The sequence below is a fragment of the Pseudomonas sp. R1-43-08 genome (genome assembly GCF_003852255.1).
Lineage (GTDB): Bacteria > Pseudomonadota > Gammaproteobacteria > Pseudomonadales > Pseudomonadaceae > Aquipseudomonas.
The window spans coordinates 4,560,571-4,583,883 of the sequence record NZ_CP027734.1; the positions used below are offsets into that span (position 1 = coordinate 4,560,571).

The 23,313-nt window shown below is 56.1% G+C and carries 22 protein-coding genes and 1 tRNA gene; 11 read left to right on the forward strand and 12 right to left on the reverse strand.

The genetic code is table 11. The features are described 5' to 3' along the window. Window positions 1-20 precede the first annotated feature (20 nt). Both cysE and trmJ read right to left on the reverse strand, forming a co-directional pair. On the reverse strand, window positions 21-803 hold the full coding sequence (cysE, locus tag C4J87_RS20875) for a serine O-acetyltransferase (protein ID WP_124364300.1): 783 nt from the start codon (window positions 801-803) through the stop codon (window positions 21-23). Window positions 804-805: 2 nt separating this feature from the next. Beyond that, window positions 806-1,576, reverse strand: coding sequence for a tRNA (cytosine(32)/uridine(32)-2'-O)-methyltransferase TrmJ (gene trmJ, locus C4J87_RS20880; RefSeq protein WP_124368262.1), 771 nt, complete (start codon window positions 1,574-1,576; stop codon window positions 806-808). 145 nt (window positions 1,577-1,721) lie between these two features. Here trmJ and suhB point away from each other — a divergent pair, with 145 nt between their 5' ends. Beyond that, window positions 1,722-2,537: an inositol-phosphate phosphatase gene (gene suhB / locus C4J87_RS20885; RefSeq protein WP_003175971.1), complete on the forward strand. Its 816-nt coding sequence runs from the start codon at window positions 1,722-1,724 to the stop codon at window positions 2,535-2,537. Window positions 2,538-2,758: 221 nt separating this feature from the next. On the opposite strand, the gene C4J87_RS20890 is transcribed toward suhB, so the two are convergent. The 6 genes from C4J87_RS20890 to queA all read right to left on the reverse strand — a co-directional run bounded on the left by C4J87_RS20890 (window position 2,759) and on the right by queA (window position 8,834). Further along, window positions 2,759-3,301, reverse strand: coding sequence for a glycine zipper 2TM domain-containing protein (locus tag C4J87_RS20890; protein ID WP_005791197.1), 543 nt, complete (start codon window positions 3,299-3,301; stop codon window positions 2,759-2,761). A 122-nt stretch (window positions 3,302-3,423) separates the two neighbouring features. Then, window positions 3,424-4,338 carry a protein translocase subunit SecF gene (gene secF, locus C4J87_RS20895; RefSeq protein ID WP_124368263.1) on the reverse strand — a complete coding sequence of 305 codons (915 nt, stop codon included), beginning with the start codon at window positions 4,336-4,338 and terminating at the stop codon, window positions 3,424-3,426. Window positions 4,339-4,347: 9 nt separating this feature from the next. Then, window positions 4,348-6,219: a protein translocase subunit SecD gene (gene secD, locus C4J87_RS20900; protein ID WP_124368264.1), complete on the reverse strand. Its 1,872-nt coding sequence runs from the start codon at window positions 6,217-6,219 to the stop codon at window positions 4,348-4,350. A 62-nt stretch (window positions 6,220-6,281) separates the two neighbouring features. After that, window positions 6,282-6,620: a preprotein translocase subunit YajC gene (gene yajC / locus C4J87_RS20905; protein WP_003175975.1), complete on the reverse strand. Its 339-nt coding sequence runs from the start codon at window positions 6,618-6,620 to the stop codon at window positions 6,282-6,284. A 43-nt stretch (window positions 6,621-6,663) separates the two neighbouring features. Further along, window positions 6,664-7,779 carry a tRNA guanosine(34) transglycosylase Tgt gene (gene tgt / locus C4J87_RS20910; protein ID WP_164485297.1) on the reverse strand — a complete coding sequence of 372 codons (1,116 nt, stop codon included), beginning with the start codon at window positions 7,777-7,779 and terminating at the stop codon, window positions 6,664-6,666. A gap of 5 nt (window positions 7,780-7,784) precedes the next feature. Further along, window positions 7,785-8,834, reverse strand: a complete 1,050-nt coding sequence (queA, locus tag C4J87_RS20915) for a tRNA preQ1(34) S-adenosylmethionine ribosyltransferase-isomerase QueA (RefSeq protein ID WP_124368266.1) — start codon at window positions 8,832-8,834, stop codon at window positions 7,785-7,787. Window positions 8,835-8,942: 108 nt separating this feature from the next. Between queA and C4J87_RS20920 the strand changes: the two genes are divergently transcribed. Beyond that, window positions 8,943-9,027 (forward strand) — tRNA-Leu (locus tag C4J87_RS20920). Window positions 9,028-9,190: 163 nt separating this feature from the next. On the opposite strand, the gene C4J87_RS20925 is transcribed toward C4J87_RS20920, so the two are convergent. Then, on the reverse strand, window positions 9,191-9,499 hold the full coding sequence (locus C4J87_RS20925; RefSeq protein WP_065936621.1) for a DUF3077 domain-containing protein: 309 nt from the start codon (window positions 9,497-9,499) through the stop codon (window positions 9,191-9,193). A 655-nt stretch (window positions 9,500-10,154) separates the two neighbouring features. On the opposite strand from C4J87_RS20925, the gene C4J87_RS20930 reads away from it, so the two are divergent. Together C4J87_RS20930 and C4J87_RS20935 are read left to right on the forward strand one after the other, a co-directional pair. Then, the gene (locus C4J87_RS20930) at window positions 10,155-10,733 is read left to right on the forward strand and encodes a hypothetical protein (protein ID WP_124368267.1); all 579 of its coding nucleotides are present in this window, start codon (window positions 10,155-10,157) and stop codon (window positions 10,731-10,733) included. A 570-nt stretch (window positions 10,734-11,303) separates the two neighbouring features. Next, window positions 11,304-12,818 (forward strand): P-loop ATPase, Sll1717 family, encoded by a 1,515-nt coding sequence (locus tag C4J87_RS20935; protein WP_124368268.1) that lies wholly within the window; start codon window positions 11,304-11,306, stop codon window positions 12,816-12,818. A gap of 177 nt (window positions 12,819-12,995) precedes the next feature. Here the strand turns inward: C4J87_RS20935 and C4J87_RS20940 are convergent, their stop codons facing one another. After that, complete coding sequence (locus C4J87_RS20940; RefSeq protein ID WP_124368269.1) at window positions 12,996-14,459, reverse strand: hypothetical protein; 1,464 nt, start codon at window positions 14,457-14,459, stop codon at window positions 12,996-12,998. 651 nt (window positions 14,460-15,110) lie between these two features. On the opposite strand from C4J87_RS20940, the gene C4J87_RS20945 reads away from it, so the two are divergent. The 6 genes from C4J87_RS20945 (at window position 15,111) to C4J87_RS20970 (ending at window position 20,946) form a co-directional block, all read left to right on the forward strand. Next, window positions 15,111-16,238 (forward strand): AAA family ATPase, encoded by a 1,128-nt coding sequence (locus tag C4J87_RS20945; RefSeq protein ID WP_124368270.1) that lies wholly within the window; start codon window positions 15,111-15,113, stop codon window positions 16,236-16,238. Further along, window positions 16,235-16,915 carry a DUF4276 family protein gene (locus C4J87_RS20950; protein WP_124368271.1) on the forward strand — a complete coding sequence of 227 codons (681 nt, stop codon included), beginning with the start codon at window positions 16,235-16,237 and terminating at the stop codon, window positions 16,913-16,915. Before C4J87_RS20945 ends, C4J87_RS20950 begins: the two co-directional genes overlap by 4 nt. 153 nt (window positions 16,916-17,068) lie before the next feature. Beyond that, entirely contained in the window at window positions 17,069-19,426 is a 2,358-nt protein-coding gene (locus tag C4J87_RS20955) for an FdhF/YdeP family oxidoreductase (protein WP_124368272.1), read from the forward strand. A gap of 134 nt (window positions 19,427-19,560) precedes the next feature. After that, a complete protein-coding gene (locus C4J87_RS20960) occupies window positions 19,561-19,896 on the forward strand; it encodes a hypothetical protein (protein WP_124368273.1) in 336 nt (111 codons plus the stop codon). A gap of 121 nt (window positions 19,897-20,017) precedes the next feature. Then, window positions 20,018-20,398 carry a cupin domain-containing protein gene (locus C4J87_RS20965; protein ID WP_124368274.1) on the forward strand — a complete coding sequence of 127 codons (381 nt, stop codon included), beginning with the start codon at window positions 20,018-20,020 and terminating at the stop codon, window positions 20,396-20,398. Between the two features lie 218 nt (window positions 20,399-20,616). Next, window positions 20,617-20,946, forward strand: a complete 330-nt coding sequence (locus tag C4J87_RS20970; RefSeq protein WP_124368275.1) for a hypothetical protein — start codon at window positions 20,617-20,619, stop codon at window positions 20,944-20,946. Here the strand turns inward: C4J87_RS20970 and C4J87_RS20975 are convergent. Both C4J87_RS20975 and C4J87_RS20980 read right to left on the reverse strand, forming a co-directional pair. Continuing rightward, entirely contained in the window at window positions 20,908-21,555 is a 648-nt protein-coding gene (locus tag C4J87_RS20975; protein WP_124368276.1) for a LysE/ArgO family amino acid transporter, read from the reverse strand. The genes C4J87_RS20970 and C4J87_RS20975 overlap by 39 nt on opposite strands. A gap of 25 nt (window positions 21,556-21,580) precedes the next feature. Next, entirely contained in the window at window positions 21,581-22,387 is an 807-nt protein-coding gene (locus C4J87_RS20980; RefSeq protein WP_124368277.1) for a 2OG-Fe(II) oxygenase family protein, read from the reverse strand. Between the two features lie 194 nt (window positions 22,388-22,581). Between C4J87_RS20980 and C4J87_RS20985 the strand changes: the two genes are divergently transcribed. After that, window positions 22,582-23,313: an NBR1-Ig-like domain-containing protein gene (locus C4J87_RS20985; RefSeq protein ID WP_256679907.1), complete on the forward strand. Its 732-nt coding sequence runs from the start codon at window positions 22,582-22,584 to the stop codon at window positions 23,311-23,313.

Here is a 23,313-nt window from a genome sequence, read left to right on the forward strand (position 1 = left end):
TTTGTGGTGGTGGTGAGAACTCAGCCAGCCTTGGTAGCGGTTTCGCTCTTGATCTCGGCGAAGTCTTCTTCGCGCAGCTCAGGCAGGTCTTTTGCGCAGTAGCTGCTGCCCAATTCCTTCAGCGCGCCGCACATCCCGTCCAGCTTGCCGTCCACCGCTTGCAGGTGGTCAAGCAACTGGCCGATGGCGCGCGCGACCGGGTCGGGCATGTCTTCACTGACGCCGTAGGCATCGAAGCCGATCTTTTCGGCCATGGCCTTGCGCTTGGCCTCCTGCTCGTCGCCCACTTCCGGCTTGACGATGATCCGTCCAGGAATGCCCACAACCGTGGCACCGGGCGGCACTGCCTTGGTCACCACCGCATTGGAGCCCACCTTGGCACCGGCGCCTACGGTGAACGGGCCGAGTACCTTGGCGCCCGCGCCCACCACCACGCCGTCGCCCAGCGTCGGGTGACGCTTGCCTTTATTCCAAGTGGTACCACCGAGGGTGACACCCTGATAAAGGGTCACGTCATCGCCAATTTCAGCCGTCTCGCCAATCACGATGCCCATGCCATGGTCGATAAAGAAACGACGCCCGACCTTGGCGCCCGGATGAATCTCGATCCCGGTCAACCAGCGCCCGAAGTTCGACACCAGCCGCGCCAGCCATTTCCAGCCCATACCCCACAAGGCGCCGGACAAACGGTGAATCCAGATCGCGTGCATGCCTGGGTAGCAGGTCAGCACTTCAAAGGCGTTGCGCGCCGCCGGGTCACGGTGGAAAACACTCTGGATATCTTCTCGCAAACGCTCGAACATTTTTAATCCTTCCGCTTAAGGAGCTCGCCACGGGCCGCTTTCTGGGTCTCCGTGAGGATGCCACGCAATATATTCATTTCCGCCCGGCTGACCGAGCTGCGCCCGTAAAGGCGACGCAGGCGCGCCATCAAGTGCCGTGGTTTTTCAGGATCGAGGAACTCGATGGCCACCAGGGTTTGCTCCAGGTGCTCATAGAAGCGTTCCAGCTCGTCCATGGTGGCGAGCTCGCCACTTTTGGTCGATGCAACCTCATCCTTCTCCATCTTGCTGGGCTGACCGGCAGCCGCCAGCCAGGCCATGCGCACTTCATAAGTCAGCACCTGCACCGCCGCGCCGAGGTTCAGCGAACTGAACTCAGGGTCTGATGGAATGTGCACGTGGTAATGACATCGCTGCAGCTCTTCATTGGTCAGGCCGGAGTCTTCACGGCCAAATACCAACGCGATTTCTGCACCGCCCGCCGCCTCTTCCACCACTTTGGTGCCGCACTCACGCGGATCCAGCAGCGGCCAGGGAATGCGACGGTCACGGGCGCTGGTGCCGAGCACCAAGTTGCAGCCGACCAGAGCGTCTTCCAGAGTGGCGACAACCTGGGCGTTTTCCAGGAGGTCATTGGCACCGGATGCGCGGGCATCGGCCTCGTGGTGCGGAAACACACGCGGCTCGACCAGCACCAGGCGCGTCAGCCCCATGTTTTTCATGGCTCGCGCCACCCCGCCGATGTTGCCGGGATGACTGGTATTGACCAGGACGACACGAATGTTTTGCAGCAAGGGAGGCGCTCTCGGACACGGGAAAGGGGAGCAAATCTTACAGAACCGCCCAAGGTTATGCCATGAAAGCTAACGTCGTCCTTCACCTGCAGAAAGTTTCTGCTAGAATGCCCGGCTTTCTTTAACAACCTTAGGTGACACATCCATGCAGCCCATGCTGAATATCGCGCTGCGCGCCGCCCGCAGCGCCAGTGAATTGATCTTCCGCTCTATCGAGCGCCTGGATACCATCAAGGTCGACGAAAAAGACGCCAAGGATTACGTATCCGAGGTGGATCGCGCCGCCGAACAGAAAATCATCGACGCCCTGCGCAAGGCCTACCCTACCCACGGCATCCTCGGTGAAGAAACCGGCCTGCACAAAGGCAGCGGCGAAGGCGAAGACTACCTGTGGATCATCGACCCACTGGATGGCACCACCAACTTCCTGCGCGGCATCCCACATTTTGCCGTGAGCATTGCCTGCAAATACCGTGGCCGCCTGGAACACGCCGTCGTTCTCGACCCGGTTCGCCAGGAAGAATTCACCGCCAGCCGTGGCCGTGGCGCCCAGCTCAATGGCCGTCGCCTGCGCGTGAGCGGGCGCACCAGCCTGGATGGCGCCTTGCTGGGTACTGGCTTCCCGTTCCGTGACGATCAAATGGACAACCTGGAAAACTACCTGGGCATGTTCCGCGCCCTGGTTGGCCAGACTGCGGGTATCCGTCGCGCTGGCGCAGCGAGCCTGGACCTGGCTTACGTTGCCGCCGGTCGTTTTGATGCGTTCTGGGAGTCGGGCCTGTCGGAGTGGGACATGGCGGCGGGCGCCCTGTTGATCCAGGAAGCGGGCGGCTTGGTGAGCGACTTCACCGGCGGCCATGACTTCCTGGAGAAAGGCCATGTGGTTGCCGGCAACACCAAATGCTTCAAGGCAGTGCTGACGGCGATCCAGCCGCACCTGCCGGCTTCGCTGAAGCGTTAAGCGAGCGGGCACAAAAAAGCACCTCGCGGGGTGCTTTTTTTATGCCTGGGATTTGAGCCAGGTCCATGTATCAGCAGCAACACTTAACAAGTGTGGGAGGGGGCTTGCCCCCGATTGCAGTATGTCAGTCAGAATATCTGGTACTGATCCACCGCTATCGGGAGCAAGCCCCCTCCCACATTATGAAGCTCACAAGCTTTGAGGCCTGCGCCAGACTCAGATTACTGCTGGTTCTGACCGAGGATCAGACGCCCTTCCTTGTCCACTGGAATCTGACCACCTGGATCACGCTCCATACGCACCGTACCTTCCTTGCCGTCCAGGTTGTAACGCACGTCGTAGCCAACCACCTTGTCACTGATGTCGTTCACGGTATTACAACGCGTCTGGGTCGTCGTGTAGGTATCGCGGTTCTGCATGCCTTCCTGAACCTTGTTACCGGCATAACCACCACCGACCGCACCCGCTACGGTGGCGAGCTTCTTGCCGTTACCGCCACCGATCTGATTACCCAGCAGGCCACCGGCAAGGGCGCCGACCACGGTACCGGCGATTTGATGCTGATCCTGCACCGGACGCTGCCGGGTCACTGTGACGTCCTTGCAGACCTCACGCGGGGTTTTAATCTGGGTTTTTACCGGCTGCACCGCCAGCACTTGCGCATACTCAGGGCCGCTTTTTACCAGGCTGTAGGTGGCAACAGCACCCCCGGCAGTCACACCGACAGCACCCAATACCGCACCAACCAGCAACGACTTGTTCACGTTGAACCTCCTGACCATCACAAACGGACCGAAAGATCCGCGCTATACCCAGCCTTGGAGCCAAAAAAAGGCGCGAGTTCAATCTCGCGCCTTTCTTGTAACCGCTGATCAACAAACGCCCATCAAGGACGGTCGTCGACCTCCTTGCCAGTGCTGGCCGGAGGGATCAGGTCTTCGCTGTTCAGGTTTAGCCAGATCAGCACCACGTTGGCGATGTAGATCGACGAGTAGGTACCGGCCAAAACACCAATGAACAGTGCCAGGGAGAAGCCCCACAGGTTGTCGCCCCCGAAGATCATCAATGCCGCGATCGCCAGCAAGGTGGAGATCGACGTGGCCATGGTCCGCAGCAGCGTCTGGGTGGTGGAGATGTTGATGTTCTCGATCAGCGTCGCCTTGCGCAGTACGCGAAAGTTCTCGCGAACCCGGTCGAATACCACGATGGTGTCGTTGAGCGAGTAACCAATGATCGCCAGCACCGCCGCCAACACCGTCAGGTCGAACGTGATCTGGAAGTAGGCCAGGATGCCCACGGTCACGATCACGTCGTGGATCAGCGACACAATGGCGCCGACACCGAACTTCCACTGAAAGCGGAACGCCAGGTAGATCATGATGCCGACCAGCGCCATCAGCATGCCGAGGCCGCCCTGGTCGCGCAGTTCTTCACCCACTTGCGGGCCGACGAACTCGACGCGCTTGACCGATGCCGGGTTGTCGCCACCGACCTTCTGCAAGGCCTCGGCTACCTGGTGACCCAGTTGCGGGTCTTCGCCAGGCATGCGCACCAGCAGGTCGGTAGTGGCGCCAAAACTCTGCACCACCGCCTCGTGATAGCCGGCCTTGACCAGCTCGTTGCGCACCAGGGTGACGTCGGCCGGCTTCTCGTAGGTCAGCTCGATGAGCGTACCGCCGGTGAAGTCCAGGCCGTAGTTCAGGCCCTTATGGAACCAGCTGAACAAGGCCAGAACGGTAAGGAGCACGGTGGCGCCGAACGCAATGTTGCGAACGCCCATGAAGTTGATTGTACGTAACATGGCAGCCCCTTAAATCCACAACTTCTTGAAGTCACGTCCGCCAAAGATCAGGTTGACCATTGCGCGGGTCACCATGATGGCCGTGAACATCGAGGTAAAGATACCGAGGGACATGGTCACCGCAAAACCTTTGACTGGGCCTGTGCCCATGGCAAAGAGAATCCCGCCGACCAGCAAAGTGGTCAGGTTGGAGTCGAGAATCGCGGTAAATGCCCGGCCGAAGCCTTCGTTGATTGCACGCTGTACGGTCATGCCGGCGGCGATTTCTTCACGAATCCGCGAGAAGATCAGCACGTTGGCGTCCACCGCCATACCCATGGTCAGCACGATACCGGCGATACCCGGCAGGGTCAGCGTAGCGCCCAGCAGCGACATCAGCGCCAGCAGCATCACCATGTTGCCCGCCAACGCGACGGTGGCGATCACGCCGAAGAAGCGATAGATGGCGATGATGAACAAGGACACGAACAGCATGCCCCACAGTGCCGCATCGACACCCTTGGTGATGTTGTCGGCACCCAGGCTCGGGCCGATAGTGCGTTCTTCAGCGAAGTACATCGGCGCGGCCAGGCCACCGGCACGCAGCAGCAGCGCCAGTTCGGAGGACTCGCCCTGGCCGTTCAGGCCAGTGATGCGAAATTGCGCACCCAGCGGCGACTGGATGGTCGCCAGGCTGATGATCTTCTTCTCTTCCTTGAAGGTCTGTACCGGCACGTCTTTCTCGACGCCGTTGACCATCTGCTTGGTGTAGGTGGTAACAGGGCGCTGCTCGATGAAGATCACCGCCATGCTGCGACCGACGTTGCTGCGCGTGGCGCGGCTCATCAGTTCGCCGCCGTGACCATCCAGGCGGATGTTCACTTCAGGGGTGCCGTGCTGCGAATCGAAACCAGCCTTGGCGTCAGTGACCTGGTCACCGGTGATGATCAAGCCACGCTCGATCAGCGCCGGAGGACGGTTACCTTCACGGAATTCGAATTCTTCGGAAGTGGCGCGCGAAGCACCCGGCTCAGCCGCCAGGCGGAATTCCAGGTTGGCGGTTTTACCCAGGATACGCTTGGCTTCAGCGGTGTCCTGAACGCCCGGCAATTCAACCACGATGCGGTTGGCGCCCTGGCGCTGCACGATCGGCTCGGCCACACCCAGCTCGTTGACGCGGTTACGCACCGTGGTCAAGTTCTGCTTGATGGAGTATTCGCGGATTTCCGCGATCTTGGCCGGGCTCATCGCCAGACGCAGCACCGCCTGACCATTCAAGTCGGCTGGCACGATGTCGAAATCGTTGAAGTTCTTGCGGATCAGCGCACGGGCCTGTTCGCGGGATGCTTCGTCAGCAAAGCCCAACTGAATGGCGCCATTGAGCTGCGGCAGGCTGCGATAACGCAGCTTCTCTTTGCGCAGCAGGCTCTTCACGTCGCCTTCATAGACTTTCAGGCGTGCGTCGAGGGCTTTGTCCATGTCGACTTCCAGCAGGAAGTGCACACCACCGGACAAGTCCAGACCCAGCTTCATCGGGTGCGCGCCAATGCTGCGCAACCATTGTGGCGTGGTCTGCGCCAGGTTGAGTGCGACAACATAGTCATCACCCATGACCTTGCGCACGACGTCTTTGGCCGGCAATTGGTCTTCTTGCTTGGTCAGGCGCAACAAGCCGCCCTTCGCACCAGCCGCCAATGTTGCCGCTTTAACCTGGATGCCCGCGTCGTTGAGCGCTTTGCTCGCGCGTTCCAGATCAGCCTGGTTGACCTGCAGCGAAGTGCTGGCGCCAGTGATCTGGATCGCCGGGTCATCAGGATAGAGATTGGGAGCGGAATAAATAAAACCGACCGCCAGCACCGCCAGGATCAGTACGTATTTCCACAGAGGGTATTTGTTCAGCATCACGCCGCCCGCTTATAACGCGGGGCGCCTTGCGCGCCCCGTCGATTGGTAAAGGTTGTTACTTAGATCGCTTTGAGCGTGCCTTTAGGCAGCGTGGCGGCGATGGCGCCCTTCTGGAACTTCATTTCCACGGTGTCGGAGACTTCCAGTACCACGAAAGCATCGGAAACCTTGGTGATCTTGCCGGCGATACCGCCAGTGGTCACGACTTCGTCGCCTTTCTGCAGGCTGCCCAGCAGGTTTTTCTGCTCTTTGGCGCGCTTGGCCTGTGGACGCCAGATCATCAGGTAGAAGATGACCAGGAAGCCGACCAGGAAAATCCACTCGAAACCACCGCCCATCGGGCCGGCAGCGGCAGGCGCAGCGGCGTCAGCCATGGCGTTAGAGATAAAAAAGCTCATTTAGCACTCCAGTTGCAAATAGTGAATCTTAGGGTCGGGAAACTCAGTCCAAGGGCGGCACAGGGAGCCCGCGCTTGGCATAGAAGGCATCGACGAAGGCGGCCAATGTACCCTGTTGAATAGCCTCGCGCAAACCAGCCATCAGGACTTGGTAATGACGCAAATTGTGGATGGTATTCAACATGCTACCCAGCATTTCCCCGCACTTGTCCAGATGGTGCAGATAAGCACGGGAGAAGTTCTGGCAGGTGTAGCAGTCACAGGTGGGATCCAGCGGCGAATCATCATGGCGATGGAACGCGTTACGGATCTTCAGCACGCCTGTATCGATGAACAGATGCCCATTGCGGGCATTACGGGTTGGCATCACGCAATCGAACATGTCCACACCGCGGCGCACACCCTCTACGAGATCTTCCGGTTTGCCAACGCCCATAAGGTAACGAGGTTTGTCAGACGGCATCAGGCCCGGCAGGTAATCCAGCACCTTGATCATTTCATGCTTGGGCTCGCCCACCGACAAACCGCCGATGGCCAGGCCGTCAAAGCCGATCTTGTCGAGGCCTTCCAGCGAGCGCTTGCGCAGGCTTTCATGCATGCCGCCCTGGACGATACCGAACAACGCCGCGGTGTTATCGCCATGGGCATTCTTCGAACGCTGGGCCCAGCGCAACGACAGCTCCATGGAAATACGCGCGACGTCTTCGTCAGCCGGGTACGGCGTGCACTCGTCAAAAATCATCACGATGTCCGAACCCAGGTCGCGCTGCACCTGCATCGATTCTTCCGGACCCATGAACACCTTGGAACCGTCCACCGGCGAGGCGAAGGTCACGCCCTCCTCCTTGATCTTGCGCATGGCGCCCAGGCTGAACACCTGGAAACCACCGGAGTCGGTGAGGATCGGGCCCTGCCACTTCATGAAGTCATGCAGGTCGCCGTGCTTCTTGATCACTTCCGTGCCCGGGCGCAGCCACAGGTGGAAGGTGTTGCCGAGGATGATCTCGGCGCCAGTGGCAACGATGTCACGCGGCAGCATGCCCTTGACGGTGCCGTAGGTACCCACCGGCATGAACGCCGGGGTCTCCACGGTGCCGCGCGGGAAAGTCACGCGACCACGACGAGCTTTACCGTCGGTGGCCAATAATTCAAACGACATACGACTCATAAGTTGTCCTCAGGGCCGCGCGGCGCCGGGTTGCGGGTGATAAACATCGCATCACCGTAGCTGAAAAAGCGGTACTCGTTGGCGATGGCCGCTTGATAAGCGGCCATAGTTTCCGGGTAACCGGCAAAGGCCGACACCAGCATCAACAGCGTGGATTCCGGCAAATGGAAGTTGGTCACCAGGCAATCGACCACATGAAACGGCCGGCCCGGATAAATGAAGATATCGGTGTCGCCGCTGAACGGCTTGAGCACGCCATCGCGCGCCGCGCTCTCCAGCGAGCGCACGCTGGTGGTGCCCACCGCCACCACCCGCCCGCCGCGCGCCTTGCACGCGTTAACCGCATCCACAACGTCCTGGCTGACTTCCAGCCATTCGCTGTGCATGTGGTGGTCTTCGATGTTCTCCACACGCACCGGCTGAAACGTGCCGGCCCCCACGTGCAGGGTCACATAAGCGCTTTCGACGCCCTTGGCGGCGATGGCATCCAGCAGCGGCTGGTCGAAGTGCAACCCGGCCGTCGGCGCCGCCACCGCACCGAGGCGCTGGGAGTACACCGTCTGATAGCGCTCGCGGTCCGCGTCTTCATCGGGGCGGTCTATATAAGGAGGCAACGGCATATGGCCGACGCGTTCCAGCAGCGGCAACACCTCTTCGGCAAACCTGAGCTCGAACAGCGCATCGTGGCGCGCGACCATCTCGGCCTCGCCACCGCCATCGATCAAGATACTCGACCCCGGTTTCGGCGACTTGCTGGAGCGCACATGGGCCAGCACGCGATGGCTGTCCAGCACCCGCTCCACCAGAATTTCCAGCTTGCCGCCGGAGGCTTTCTGGCCAAACAGCCGCGCCGGAATCACCCGGGTATTGTTGAACACCATCAAATCGCCCGGGCGCAAATGCTCAAGCAAATCAGTGAATTGACGGTGTGCGAGGGCACCGCTCGGCCCGTCCAGGGTCAGCAGTCGACTGGCGCGACGCTCGGCCAACGGGTGGCGAGCGATCAGCGAATCAGGGAGCTCAAAAGTAAAGTCAGCAACGCGCATGATGGGGTTCGTCTAGCAGGGCCGGGAAGTCTAGCGGAAATAGTCAAAATTGACCATGAAACGTGATTGACCAACGGTAATCTCATCTCTATACTTCGCCGCCATTGAGCCCTGATGGCGGAATTGGTAGACGCGGCGGATTCAAAATCCGTTTTCGAAAGGAGTGGGAGTTCGAGTCTCCCTCGGGGCACCATCTTAAAAAAAGACCCTGAAATTCAAGGTCTTTTTTTTCGTCTGTAGAAAAGTGGGGTTAGCTGATTCATCGCTCACCGCCCATTACCGACCTGAAACACGATCCACTGTAGGAGCTGGCTTGCCTGCGAAGACGCCAGCCCACACACCCTCAAACCACCTGCCTACACACCAACCGAATCACCCTCCTCCGTCACCCCATTCGGCAACATCCCATTCGCCAAATCATCCACCACCGCCTTCGCCATCTCCCCCAAATAATGTGCGGCCCAGGCGTAGCGATCGGCGCTTTTGTCCATGGCTGCATCCAATGCCAGCATTTTTGAACAGTGCAGAAGCTCGGAGGCATGCTCCAGGGCATCGCGGATCGGTACGCCGGAATTGACCCGGAATAGACGGTGGAGGTTGGGCTGTTTGCCGCAGGTGGAAAAGGTGATGACGCCGAGGGTTTTGTTGAGGGGTGGGTTGATCATTGGGCACCTCCCAGGTGGGTGGGGGTGTGGATTACATAATTGCGAGGGTACGATTGATCAGAAACGCTCATTGATAAGCTCCTAAGTAAGTGAGCCTATTGTTTTCGGATTCTCAGGTCCGGTCGCTGGATTGGAAGCGACGGTGGAAGGTAGCGCAGGAGCGGTTGGGACTGGAAGGCTGAATCTGTGGCGAAAGGTTTCCTGCAAGGGGATCGGGATTAAGCGAGAGTCGGCGGAAACAAGTTGTGTTACGCCTCCTATCATCTCAACGGCTAGTGGGAAATTCGGCAGGCCGCATTCGGCCAGAAGCGGACGTTCCCAAGCGCCCGCATCCGGCCAACAGCTGCCGATGGCGACCGGCAGAATACGGCCAACGGCAGGCTGCCGGCGGTCATGATAGACGCTTACCTGACAGTGCTTGCTGGCCTAGCTTACAGGCACCGGTCGCCCAACCTAAGCCTCTAAATTCCCACCACAAGCCCATAGACATGCCTTAAAGGACTTTGTAATCATAGTTTGGACGAGTGAAACTTGGTTTAGATATACTCAAAAAATTTAAGGTATTAGGAACCTAGTGGGGAAAAACCGCAAAAAAACAATGAAAATACTTGACAGCTCTTCAAATGACTCGAGTCGACCACCTCAGGATTTCAAGATGCAAACAGTACGAACAGGGGCAGTAGCATGGTCGCGTGAGGACCTTATACGCGCAGCAAAAGCGATTATGAAGATTGCCGGTTGGTCCCTAGCTCTCGTATGGGGGGCATACCTAGCTCGCTTTACGTCAGCTCTTGGCCCAATACATACGTTTCTATTTGGCACAGAGACACCCGAACAGATTTTAAACGCTAGGGCAGCGTGGGGACAATTTGGCGACTTTGTCGGAGGCACACTAAATCCAATGGTAAGTTTGCTTGCCTTGGTCGGTTTAGTGTTCACCATCTTGCTTCAGCAAGAGGCGATGATGCTTTCTAAAAAAGATACAGAAGCTAGTCAAAAAGCGCTTTCTAATCAGACACGGCTGTCTCTTGAAACTGCAAAGTTGCAGTCCTTGGCAGCCGCTCTCGAAGTGATTACAGAAATGCATCACCAAGCAGTGGCGATCAATAGTATCTCTGCGATAGATCTTCTAAAGCAAAAGGAAGCAATCGCCGGCCAAATCCTTGAGATTAATGAAAGACTGACAAGACAAGCTCAAGTCGAGGACCAGGAAGCTCAGACTGAAATTAGTTAAAATTCTTAGCGGCGCACTAGTTTCTGTACGCTTCTGTTGGAAATTTCTTTCTTTTTAGACTCCAGTAGCTGCGCGTCGTCACATGTCCAAAAAGTTGAAGCGGGAAGCGCGATTTAAGCGCGAGATGATGTGAAGATTAATCGAAATGGCGATTCTTTGTTGCGATAACATAATCTTCACTGACACAGATGTATGCATTAGGTCTGACGCGATCTAGGTAAGCTTGGCATTGGCCGTCCCACCTATGGTGACGGGCAGAAATCGGCCATAAGCGGACGGCGTTCACCCGTTTTCGACCCACTTCAGCATTTCGCGCACCCGAAGCCGATTTTTGTTACCAACATCTGGTGAACATCGATTATGTCAATCGCACGTGCGGAGAGACATAGAGCGAGCATCTGCTCATCAATTCGGAGGCTCGTCGATTGCGGTGCGTGTGATGCCTGCAAATCTTGGGTAGCGCTTTTAGCGCAGGCTAAAGCGTCGCATGTTTCAATGATGATCGGCCCTGTGGTTTGGCCCATAATACACGCCGCGTGCACTTCAAGGTCAGTAACCAAGGGAGCTTCAATGGCAATCGAATTTAACGAGTTCAGTCAAGGTCTAGGGTTAGACAAATACCCATTTTCAGTGTTCACCGCGGAGGAAGAGAGGGAGTTTCTTCATGTCGCATTCGTCCGTCCCGTAGCTTATTCTCCAGCGATTCAAGCTGCTACGGAGGGCAAGAGTATCTTTCTCTACGGGGAACGCGGGACAGGTAAGACAGCACTGTTGTTCGAGCTTGTAAGCGAGCGTTCGAAGGCGGCCAAGGTCGCTCAAATTTCCGATTTCGCAGATCTACCGATAGTCCCTGGACGTGCCGACATCTATGGTCTGTATGTTTCTACGCTTGCAGACCTTCTTTTCAAAAAGCTTCTGCCGCAGATGTCCAATATCTTGTTTGACAGGCCGAAACTGGATCGAGACGACAAGGTTCTTATCTCCTATCTGCTGAAGAATCACACGACCACCCTATCTCGTGCAGCACTCCGTGAAGACTTGCGCAAAATTCAATACGGACGTATCAGGCGCGGAGCGACGTGGATGTTCAACTTGGTTCGCGGTGTCGCTAACCAAGCAACAAGCACCGGGGTCGACATTGTCAGCCAGACTATTCGCCAGTCGCTCGGGCTGCCTGATTCTTCCAAGGACGACGCTAGCAGTGCCAAGGACTACTTCGAGCGGATTGAGCTCGCAGTCGACTCCGACTTCGACGAAGGTAAGGCCAACTTGCTTTTGCTGAGGAAAACCGTCGCCCTTTGTCACAAACTAGGCGTAAAGCCAATTACCCTCGTACTCGACCGCATCGACGAAGACCCGCGATTGCGAAACGATTCGTCCGTCATCGCGAACTTCCTGCGGCCGTTCCTGATAGAGAACGAAATTTTTTACGGCAGCGACTTGCAGTTTATTTTTTCCATCTGGAGCATTCCGTTCCAGAACGTGAAGTCCGATTTTCGTGCAAACAAATTTTGCGTTGAACAAGTTCAATGGCGTAATCACGAGCTCATCAACGTGCTCGACAAGCGGCTTCAACACCACTCGGCGAACAAGGTCGCTTCGCATACCCAGCTATTCGGCGATCCAGCTTTCTTCATAAGCAACGTGCTTCCACTCGCGAATTCCAATCCGCGAGATTTGTGGCAACTTATGAACCAAGTGCTGAGAGAGCAGTATCAACTCGATCCAACTGCGAAAAAGCTGTCAACAGAGGCAATGCAGTCCGGCATGCAGACGTTCGTTAAGGATTTTAGTTATTACGAATACTACCCGCGCAAGATCGACGCACGAGCCAATAGCCTAGATGTTTACTCCTATATCGCTCACCTACGGAAGCTGCCGGGCTGTCAGTTCACAATCAACAGTCTCACCACCGCTGCAGGAACCGGAAGCTCCACAACCAACTATGTGGTTGGCATGGAAGGGATTGGGCTGATTCGTAAGTGCGAGGATAAAGGACCTAACGGTGCCACTCTCTACGAGGTGAAAGACCCAAAGGTGAGGTTTGCCATCGAGAAACGAATCGACATCCGCCGGGACGCCTAGGAACCCTAGCGCCGGAGGGGCGGCGTTGGTCTCAACGCCGAATCTCCCTTATGGGTCGAAAGCAGCCGTTTGTGAGTGGCAGTTAACGACCTAAAACAGCCGTCTCGACACACCGGTCATGCATCAGTTCCAGTGTCTACTGACAGGATCATTAGCAAATCCAGTCACAAGTCAAAATTACATAATGAGAGCGCGCCAAAACGCCCCCAATCCCACCCTCAACTCACTCATCGATGCAGCAGCAATCACTACCTGAAGGGCCGCGAGGAATACAACGAGATACGTCATTCTCCGTTGATATACAAGATTCTCAGCAGAAACCTTCTCGCTACAAATTTTTTTTATTAGCGCAACATCTTCATTCATACTTTTAAAATCTTTTAAGTGCCGAACAACCAAATCCCGCATACGGGCAGCAGGCTTATCTCTAACCTTGTACTTATAGAGGCTTTCATCGCTTTTAAGTATCTCTGCTATGCGAACACTTTCCATTAATTCAATGCTTGCATCATACAGCCGACTGTAGCTCTTACCTGGGCTGTTGAGACCAGACACAATGACCTTGCTATAGACCTTGACAGTTTCGTCAAATTTTCGCCTCAGCAGAAATAATAATTGAAAAATATGAACGGAATTCTCGACTGATGCGAAGACCTTATCGCGAGGGATATGCTTTCTGTTTCCTTGTTCATCGACAGCAGGCACGGAGTAAATAGCGAGATACGGAATTTTTGCACGCTTCAGCGTATTCGATGTGATCAAAAACTCCTTATCACCCTTTTCCCCCAGAATAAGGCTAGCACTGGAGACGCTGGTGTCTATCACATGCCTGTCAGCAGCAGCGTTTCCTCTGAACGCATGCGGAAGATCAAGATCAAAGTAAGTGCGATCACTATTATTGTATGCATCCAGAGTATAGACTCCTTCATGCTTTTTTTTAATGCCCAGGCGCGCGCGCACAAATTTTTCCAGTCGTGTTATTTCCTGGTGAAGCTTGTCCATGTTGCTAACAATTCTATCCTCGCTTTTATTTAAGCGCCCAGGGAGGGTGGCAGCGGAAAAATTGTACCTAAAAGGGTTACAGGTCTCATAATTTATGGATCTGAGGGGGATATCCTCAACTGACACACGCTGCAGTAGCGTTGCTGCGGCATCGGTTAAATACCAGTGTGTAGATAAAAAGTAATAGCCACCTTTAAGCTCAACTACAGACAAGAAACAGTGTGTAACCCATTGACTATTAGCATTAATGCGCCGATTTTCCGGTATCTTCTGACCATCAATGGTGCCCTGAAAAAAAAGTCTATCCAAACTTACCTCACGAGAAGCAGTCGGATTGATCTCTACACGATTTTTCTTCCAAATACTATTGCTTTCCCCCCAGCGTATCGCTTTAACGGCATCTGACATAGACAAGGGTTGCAAATGCCGAATTCCCGTAAATGTCCAGTCGTAGTGAGGAAATAGCAAACTGTATTGAGCAATACACTCTGAACTCTGAACATCAGTACTATTTCTGATTTCATCCAGACTCCTGAAATAACCCTCACTAGCAAGCCTCATACGCACAGAAAATAAACTCGGTGTCTTTTTAACGATATGACATACTACACCCATCATAAAATTGGTATAACTGCCCAAAAAGCACCTCCCCGTCTTTATACAAAGTGCTATATAAGCACAACCGTTTTTCATGCTTTTGCAAGCAGCATCAACACGGCAGATTCCAGCTGTTATGCACCCAGTGGCAGCAGTGAAGCAGCGCGCCTTCATGATGGTGGCATACTTCGGCTATCTGGTCGCAGCGTTTGCTAATGTGCCGCCCCCAGGGGGCGTCGCGCTAGGGCCAGTGTTCGCCGGGCGGCGTATCCACCATCCTGATAACGACTGCCCCAGCAGTAGTGCCACGACAGAGGCCGATAGCCCGGCTGTACCACACGTTTTTGTATCTGCCGCCCAGCCTTACCGCAATGGTAGTGAGACAATGGCCGCTTTTGGCCGAAAGCCGCCCTTGACTAAGAGAAGCAGTCTTATAGCTACGCAGCTTTCTCCCAATTCAGCCTCCACGCTGCGACCGACGCGGCAGCCACTTGATCCATACCGACATGCGACGTTTGCCGTGACTGCATGCCCACGAGCCAAAGCGCCGGTATTAGGTAGTAAAAATTAGCGTTAGGATGACGCGATCAAGTGGGGAGCCAGCGTTCGAAATCAATGGCAGAATCCACCACAGCTATCAACGACAGCGGCTTCGGACTCAACGAGCTCCGCCGCTAAAGGAATCAAGCAGCAATGAGCACAAAGAACCCGATCAGCCGGCTCACCATCAAAGGCTTCAAGTCCATCAAGAACCTTGAAGACTTGCATCTGGGCAGCCTGAACGTGCTGCTGGGCGCCAACGGTGCGGGCAAGAGCAGCTTCGTTTCCTACTTTCGCATGCTCAGCGAAATGATGGAGTTGCGCCTTAAAAAGTGGACGACCCAACAAGGTTCGGCGGACCGCATTGTCAGCTTCGGTGTCAAGGAAACTCAGAAGATCAGTTCCTATGTCCATTTTGGCTTGAACGGCTATGAGTTCGAGTTGGAGCCGACCGTGGATGGTGACTTTGTTTTTTCCAATGAGCGGCTCTTTTTTGACGGCCCCATGTATGGGTCCGAGTGGATTCCGCTGGGCTCCGGGCATCAGGAGACCAAGCTTAAAAAAGCCTACGACATCAAGCAGTTCCAAGCCTCCTACAAAAACAACGTAGTGGCGTACTGCTACGAATCAATTTCCAGCTGGAAGGTGTTCCACTTCCACGACACCAGCGAAACCGCGAGCGTCAAACGCTGGGGACCGGCCCATATCGACGACTATCTGCGTCCAGACGCGTCGAACCTGGCGGCCTATCTGCATCGTTTGGCCACCCAGACGCCTGAGGTGTATGAGCAGATCCGAAAAACGATCCAACTGGCAATTCCATTCTTCGACGACTTTGTGCTCAGGCCTGTGCGACTGGACAGCCAGGAAGAATTGATCAACCTGCAATGGCGTCAGAAGGACAGCGACTACACCTTCTGGCCGAGCCAGCTCTCGGACGGTTCGATCCGTTTCATATGCCTGGTAACCGCCCTGCTCCAGCCCGACCCGCCATCGACCATCATCATTGATGAGCCGGAACTCGGCCTGCATCCCTACGCCATCACCCTATTGGGTTCACTGCTGCGATCAGCCTCCACCCGAATGCAGGTGATTGTCTCAACGCAGTCAGTTCCCCTGGTGAACGAGTTCTCAATCGACGACCTGATCATCGTCGAGCGGGAAAAAGGCGCAACCGTCTTCAAGCGTCTCGACGAAAAAGCCTTCGAAACATGGCTGGACGATTATTCGGTAGGCGAGCTGTGGGAGAAAAACATCCTTGGCGGGAGGCCGCGTAAATGATTCGAGTCCACGTGATCTGCGAGGGCCAGACAGAAGAGATGTTCATCAACGAGGTGCTGGCTCAAGCCTTCCAGCACCTGGATATTTACCTGATGCCCGCGTTGATCGGAAAGCCCGGCCACAAGGGCGGCAACTTTCGTTTCGAGCGTCTGCTCAGTGATGTTGAAAAGCGCCTGTTAGGTGACCGTCAGGCATATTGCACCACGTTTTTTGACTTTTATGGCCTACCCGAAGAATTCCCTGGCAAGGCGAATGCCGGTGGCAAGAACACCATGGATGAAAAAGCTGAGTGCCTGCTTGAAGCGATGGTGGAGAAGTTGGCGAACAAACTGGGTGATGAAGCCATGCGTCGATTCATTCCCTACGTGCAAATGTATGAATTCGAGGGTCTGCTATTCAGTTGCCCAACAGGGTTAGCTGTCGGGATCAACCAGCCGGCCCTCGAAGACCGTTTTTTGCACATACGAAATGAGTTTGAAACGCCGGAAGCGATTAACAACAGTCCGATGACCGCGCCGAGCAAAAGATTGCAGAAGCTGTACGCCGGCTATGAAAAACCGTTGCACGGTTCACTTGCTGCCATTGAGATCGGCCTGCCGATCATTCGGCAACAATGCGCTCGATTCGATGCCTGGATCAGGCAGATGGAAGCGCTGCATACAATCGCCCAGCCATGATCGATCCGACCACACCCGCCGCCATTCTGACTGAACCTCCCACCCATCCACCTGGTCGCTAACGCTCGTCGATCAAGCCGAATTCTCCCCACGCGTATGCATCACAACCATACGCACCACGCCTCCACGGCCTTCAACAGGGAGAACCTCGCAATGTCTGAACCCAAAAATCCCCAGCTCCAAGGCTCCCAGTCCGACGGCTCCGCCGCCGGTGGCTGGCCTGCACTCAATGCCGTCAACAAACACCTGCTCCACCAACACGTCCTGCTCAAGGGCAACCGTACCCTGCTGTCCATGAACAAACCGGACGGTTTCGACTGTCCCAGCTGTGCCTGGCCAGACCCCAAGAAGCCGCACACCTTTGAATACTGTGAGAACGGTGCCAAGGCACTGGCTTGGGAGTCGACCAAAAAACGCGTCACGCCGGAGTTCTTCGCTCAACATACGGTGAGTGAGCTGGCCACCTGGAGCGATCACGACCTGGAAGATCAGGGCCGCATCACCGAACCGATGCGCTATGACGCGGGCAGCGACAAATACCTGCCCGTCAGTTGGGACGAGGCTTTCGCCGAGATCGGGCAGGAGCTGCGCCAACTGAGCGACCCTTGGAAACTGGAGTTGTACACCTCGGGGCGTACCTCAAACGAGGCGGCATTTCTGTATCAGTTGTTTGGCCGCCTGTATGGCATGGCTAACTTTCCTGACTGCTCGAACATGTGCCACGAAACCACCAGCGTGGCCCTTCCCGAGTCGATCGGCGTAGGCAAAGGCACCACGACGCTGGAAGACTTCGAGAACGCCGACGCCATTTTCATCTTCGGTCAGAACCCCGGGACCAACAGCCCGCGCATGATGTCCGAGCTGCATGCCGCCGCACGCCGTGGCGCGAGCATCATCTCGTTCAACCCGTTGCGCGAAAAGGCCCTGGTGCGTTTTGCATCACCCCAGGACCCGCGCGACATGCTCAGTCGCAGCGGCGTCAAGATCAGCTCCCAGTACCATCAGGTCAGAATCGGCGGCGACATGATTGCCCTGCAGGGCATTTGCAAAGTGGTCATTGAAGCGGACGATGCGGCTCAGCGTGAAGGGCTGCCCCGTGTGCTGGACGTCGCCTTCATCGACGAGCACACCCACGGCCTTGAGCAATTCGCCGATTACTGCCGACAGTTGCCGTGGGAGATCATCGAGCGTCATTCGGGCCTGACTCGTCAGGCGTTGGAAGAGGTGGCGGCGGTGTACATGCGTTCGGAGCGGGTCATCTGTTGCTGGGGCATGGGCATCACTCAACACAAGCGCGGTAGCGACGCGATGCAGCAGATCATTAATCTGCTGCTGTTACGCGGCAACATCGGCAAGCTGGGCGCGGGTGCTTGCCCCATTCGCGGCCACTCCAATGTGCAGGGTGACCGCACCATGGGCATCTACGAAAAAGCCGACAAGCCGTTCCTGGCCAGTATGAGCAAGGTGTTCGGTTTCGAGGCGTCCCGCAAAGGTGGGCATGATGTGGCCGAAGCCTGTGAGGCGCTGCTGCGCGGCGAGGTCGAAGCGTTTATTTCGATGGGCGGCAATTTCTTCCGGGCCATCCCGGATATCGACGTGGTATGCCCGACCGTCAAGCGCTTGAAAATGACCGTGCTGGTCAATACCAAGCTCAACCGCAGTGCAACGGTACATGGCCAGAAAGCGTTTTTGCTGCCGTGCATCGCCCGCTCGGAGCTGGACATGCAGAACGGTGTGGCGCAAACCGTGACGGTCGAAGACTCGATGTCGATGGTGCACGGCTCGACCGGCATGCTGGAGCCGGCGTCGAAACACCTGATCTCCGAAGTGGCGATCATCGCCGGTATTGCCAAGGCGACGCTTGCGCCTAAGCCCAATGTGGATTGGGACAGCTACGTGAACGATTACGCGCGCATTCGCGACAAGATCGAAGCCGTGCTGCCCGAGCAGTTTTATGACTTCAACCAGCGCATCAAGGAGCCCGGCGGTTTCCGCCTGCCCAATGGCGCCAGCGAGCGCAAGTGGAACACCGAGTCAGGCAAGGCTAACTTCCTGTTTCCGGCAGGGGTTTTTGACGAGGACGACACGCCACCGGGCGCTGATCATCTGCAGTTGATGACGATCCGCAGCCATGACCAGTTCAACACCACGGTGTATTCCAACGACGACCGTTACCGGGGCATCTACGGCGACCGCATGGTGGTGATGCTCAACCCGCAGGACATCGAGCGTCTGGGGCTCAAGGCGGGAGACTATGTCGAATTCCACACCGCCCTCGACACCACAACACCGCGCCGAGCGCCCGGCTTCAAAGTCATCCCCTTCGACGTACCGCAAGGCTGTTGCGCCGCGTATTACCCGGAAACCAACGGCTTGCTGCCACTGGCGAATCGGGATAGCCGCAGTAACACACCGGCGGCGAAATCCATCCCGGTGAACCTGGTGCGGATGAATCCAGAGGAGGCGCAAGTGGCTTTGGAACGACGCGGATTGATTGCGGCGGCCAGTTAGGGCTCGTGGTACAGCTTGCTGCCACATCCTGTTTACAGGATCGTTCCCACGCTCTGCGAGGGGACGATCAAACTGTCCACTTTTGGGTTTTCGATTGCGTCCACCGGTCTTTCGACGAAGTAACATAGGAAATCATGGCATTCACTGCTACCTGCGTTGTATCCCTGTTTTTTTGGACTGTTGTTTCATTAATCACAGGAGCTAAGGAGCCTTGGGACCTGGCTAGTTATTGGACCATCATCTATCCCGCCGCGCTCGTTCTGTCAGTAATTCTTGGCGCAGTGCTGAAAAACGCCCAGTGGTCCGCAGGCGCCATCGTAATGCTTGCTCAGATCCCGGTGATCTTGGTTGCTTCTGGTGCTTCCCCGTTGCTGGGTGTCGGTATCCTGTATGCGGTTGTTCTCTCAATTCCGGCGATAACGCTATCTTGGCTCGCCGGCAGATTGCGGCAGGCCTACATCAATCCATAAAGCCCTGTTGTTTCTGATGTCGCCGAGGCCTGCCGTGCCGCCACCCACTTGCAAGATCGTACAAGCCCTCCCACCTCTCCCTCGCTAACCTGACGACTCTCACCCACCCCGAGTATCCGTTATGGTTCTGCCACAGCTCCAAAAAAAACCGGTAAACCTCAAGCAAAAAGCCTCGCTCATCGACCAACAATGGAGCCCACGCGTCGTCGCCGAGATGAACGACTACCAATTCAAGGTAGTGCGCATCGAGGGCGAGTTCATCTGGCACTCCCATCCCGAAACCGACGAGGCCTTTCTGGTACTGGAAGGAACGTTGCGTATCGACCTTCCAAGTGGCCCAGTTTATGTAGAGCCAGGTGAACTCTATGTGGTCCCCCGTTGCGTAGAGCACCGCACGGCCGCCGAAGGCGAAGCCAAGTTGATGATGATTGAGCCGCGCGGCATTTTGAACACAGGCCATGAAGGCGGTGACCGTACCGCCGTGAATGATCAGTGGATATGAAGGCTGGCATTTACTTGAAGTCTCCACGCTGAGCCCAGGAACGGCGGACCATTACCCGGTGCAACGATGACTGAGCCGCAAATACTTCAGGGATGGCGACACTTACTCCACGTATCGCATAAGCCTCTAACAACTGCCAAACGCCTCAACATGGGGACTTTTTTTCATGCGCAGAACAGTGATCATCGCCCTCCCCTAAAGCCCCAGGAACAGAGACCATGGAATTGACGCTGGAAGCGGTCGCGCTCTTTGCACTGAAGCTGGTGCACGAGACAGACGGCGGCAGTCCGGTTTTGCGGGATGATCTGGTGATGCACGCGTATGACCGCGAGGTGTTTGGATTGTTGGTGCGTCAAGGAGATGTAGAGACGATTCAGCTCAAAATCGATGAGTGCATCAGGCAGGCGCTGACTGCACTGGGTGGAACCGATACGGTAATGGGGCGCGAACTGCAACGACTGGCAACCGCCGTAAACAGTACGGATCAGCTCGACGCACTGATCGCACCGCTAACCACCCTCAAGGACTACCTGAAAGACATCCAGTGAATCGGTGATCAGCATTCCGGCGAGATACACCATCAACACCGCCACGCCCGCATCCAGCCAGCGCCACACCACCGGCGTTCGAAACAACCCCGTCAAGCGCTGACAGCCAAGCGCCAACGCTACAAACCACAGTAGCGACGCGGTCATCGCCCCCGTCGCAAAGAGTGCTTGCTGGCCTGCCGGTTTAGCGGCGCCAATCGAGCCGATCAGCACGACGGTATCGAGCCACGCATAGGGGTTGGCAAAACCCAGCACCATTGCCGCACGCAACAGCCCTCGTTGCGAATGGCCGACCTGGGTGTCCGGCATGGACTGGTCACGCAGGCAAGCCAGCAGGCGCTGCCCACCGAACCATAGCAAATAGGCCGCACCGGAAAGTAGCAAGAGCGCTACCAGCTTGGGACGGCTGTCCAATAGCGAACCCAAACCTGTGATGCCCACTGCGATCAACAGCATATCGGAGACGACGCAGACGGCGACCACTCCCCAGATGGGGCCACGGCTGACACCTTGGCGGATGACCAAGGTGTCTTTCGGGCCTGGGGCTGCGAACAGACCGATGCCCAGGAGCAAGCCTTCGAGGTAGAGCGCACTGAAGTAGGGAGCCATAAAGTGTCCGTGCCCATGGGCACATTTAGAGAAGCTGAATAGGCTGGTTACCAAACCGGATGTGACGGGCGTTTACGGCGCCACTCATGTCAATTGCCTGCCTGCGGAAAAAACTGGTTAGCACTTGCCCTGGGCTCGGGTTCGCAAAGTAGATCAACGAGCTTCTGGCTATCGGCCTCTGAGGCGCGAGAACCGCGTGATAAGCCGCAGGAATTGCATGATCAGACAGCTCAGTCAGCAAAGACCCTGCTAGCACCGCAATCTCATTTTCCAAAAGACGCACAGGTTCAAGCGAGCCCCCTTTCACCAAAACCAGCCCTTCGCGGGTAGGTTTGATAAAAGACAACATATGACCGTCTTCATGAGGATCCTGGGCGAATCGACGCTCAATGTTTACAGCCTGAGCACCGTAGACACACAACTGCACGTAGGAAGCCAAGCGAAATGGGGCAAGTGGGGCTACTCCAAACTCGTCGCAGATGCCGTCCATTAACTCCTGCGCCAACGTGCTGATCTGTTGTTCAAAGATATCCACCGCCGCGAAAAAACCACTTCGGGCGAATTCAAAACCTATTCGTTTGGACGCATGCGCAGGCCAGTAACAGAATCGCTCACAGAGATCAGGCTGGTCCTCAATACCTGAATACTCAGCACCAAATGGGAAAAAACCGTCTGTGTCCTGACTGAACGAAAATTCTGCCTTGGTTGCTTGGGAGATTGACGAGTATCCATCAACAATTTGTTTGTAGTTTCCCAGCATGACTTCAGGTATTTGCAAGATACCGAAGCCTGATCGAACGATGGATTCACAGCATTTTTTTATTTGAGTCATAGCTATATCCAAAGATAGATGTAAAGGAATGCAACACACACCAGGTTCGCAAGCATGTGAGAAACCGCGACACTGGATATAGCCAACTAAAAATAGGGACCTATCCATGTCCTTCACAACGTCGCCAACTGGGAGTGAGTGTGCATTGCTCATTACACGTAGCGGCGAGCAGGTTGTTCTTTTTGGCGAACAAGTTGAGCAGCCTCACCGAGGACTGGGGATCACAACCGAATATGAGTATCAAGACACGCGACACCCTCCGAGCCCTGGTCGTACGGCGCAGCCGGGAACTGGGTAAGTCCATGACAACACTGGCCAAGGAGGCCGGCATTTCCCGGACCTACCTATACGGGCTGGCAGGCGGCGCCTCACAAGATCCGTCGGTACGCACATTGATCAAACTGGCCAAAGTGCTGCAGGTTTCCCCGCTGCTGCTGTTCCGTTACTTCGCCGACTTGGCGGGCGCTCCGGTTGACTCCAACTCAATGGCGACCACCAACCGGGCTGTAGGCCTGCGTGATTCAAGCGACATCGCCGTCTTCAACGCAGACGTCACCACGCCCGACCAGACCGTCGTGCTGCCTGGCGAAATTTTTCAGAAAACATGGGAGATCCAGAACCTCGGCACACGCCCGTGGCGGGGCCGAAAACTGGTACGCGTTGACGGTGAATATGTCATAGCCCGACGCACCGCCATGGGCGCGCCATTGGAAGTCGTGATGGACACCCATCTGCGCAGCCTTAACAACGAAACCTCTGTCGCCGATACACTGCCCGGCCAACCGGTGCATATCACCGTAGAGTTCGCCGCCCCCAAGGAGACCTGTACGGTCACTTCCATCTGGCGGATCGAGGATGAACATGGGCAACCGTGCTACGGCCCTGAGTTCATTTTGCATGTGATCGTAAACGTGATGGCGCGCTGA

Excerpts from the sequence above, each read along its gene's own strand:
- cysE (WP_124364300.1), bottom strand. The coding sequence starts at position 803 with ATGTTCGAGCGTTTGCGAGAAGATATCCAGAGTGTTTTCCACCGTGAC.
- suhB (WP_003175971.1), top strand. The coding sequence starts at position 1,722 with ATGCAGCCCATGCTGAATATCGCGCTGCGCGCCGCCCGCAGCGCCAGT.
- secF (WP_124368263.1), bottom strand. The coding sequence starts at position 4,338 with ATGTTACGTACAATCAACTTCATGGGCGTTCGCAACATTGCGTTCGGC.
- secD (WP_124368264.1), bottom strand. The coding sequence starts at position 6,219 with ATGCTGAACAAATACCCTCTGTGGAAATACGTACTGATCCTGGCGGTG.
- yajC (WP_003175975.1), bottom strand. The coding sequence starts at position 6,620 with ATGAGCTTTTTTATCTCTAACGCCATGGCTGACGCCGCTGCGCCTGCC.
- tgt (WP_164485297.1), bottom strand. The coding sequence starts at position 7,779 with ATGTCGTTTGAATTATTGGCCACCGACGGTAAAGCTCGTCGTGGTCGC.
- queA (WP_124368266.1), bottom strand. The coding sequence starts at position 8,834 with ATGCGCGTTGCTGACTTTACTTTTGAGCTCCCTGATTCGCTGATCGCT.
- C4J87_RS20925 (WP_065936621.1), bottom strand. The coding sequence starts at position 9,499 with ATGATCAACCCACCCCTCAACAAAACCCTCGGCGTCATCACCTTTTCC.
- C4J87_RS20930 (WP_124368267.1), top strand. The coding sequence starts at position 10,155 with ATGCAAACAGTACGAACAGGGGCAGTAGCATGGTCGCGTGAGGACCTT.
- C4J87_RS20935 (WP_124368268.1), top strand. The coding sequence starts at position 11,304 with ATGGCAATCGAATTTAACGAGTTCAGTCAAGGTCTAGGGTTAGACAAA.
- C4J87_RS20945 (WP_124368270.1), top strand. The coding sequence starts at position 15,111 with ATGAGCACAAAGAACCCGATCAGCCGGCTCACCATCAAAGGCTTCAAG.
- C4J87_RS20950 (WP_124368271.1), top strand. The coding sequence starts at position 16,235 with ATGATTCGAGTCCACGTGATCTGCGAGGGCCAGACAGAAGAGATGTTC.
- C4J87_RS20955 (WP_124368272.1), top strand. The coding sequence starts at position 17,069 with ATGTCTGAACCCAAAAATCCCCAGCTCCAAGGCTCCCAGTCCGACGGC.
- C4J87_RS20960 (WP_124368273.1), top strand. The coding sequence starts at position 19,561 with ATGGCATTCACTGCTACCTGCGTTGTATCCCTGTTTTTTTGGACTGTT.
- C4J87_RS20965 (WP_124368274.1), top strand. The coding sequence starts at position 20,018 with ATGGTTCTGCCACAGCTCCAAAAAAAACCGGTAAACCTCAAGCAAAAA.
- C4J87_RS20970 (WP_124368275.1), top strand. The coding sequence starts at position 20,617 with ATGGAATTGACGCTGGAAGCGGTCGCGCTCTTTGCACTGAAGCTGGTG.
- C4J87_RS20975 (WP_124368276.1), bottom strand. The coding sequence starts at position 21,555 with ATGGCTCCCTACTTCAGTGCGCTCTACCTCGAAGGCTTGCTCCTGGGC.
- C4J87_RS20980 (WP_124368277.1), bottom strand. The coding sequence starts at position 22,387 with ATGACTCAAATAAAAAAATGCTGTGAATCCATCGTTCGATCAGGCTTC.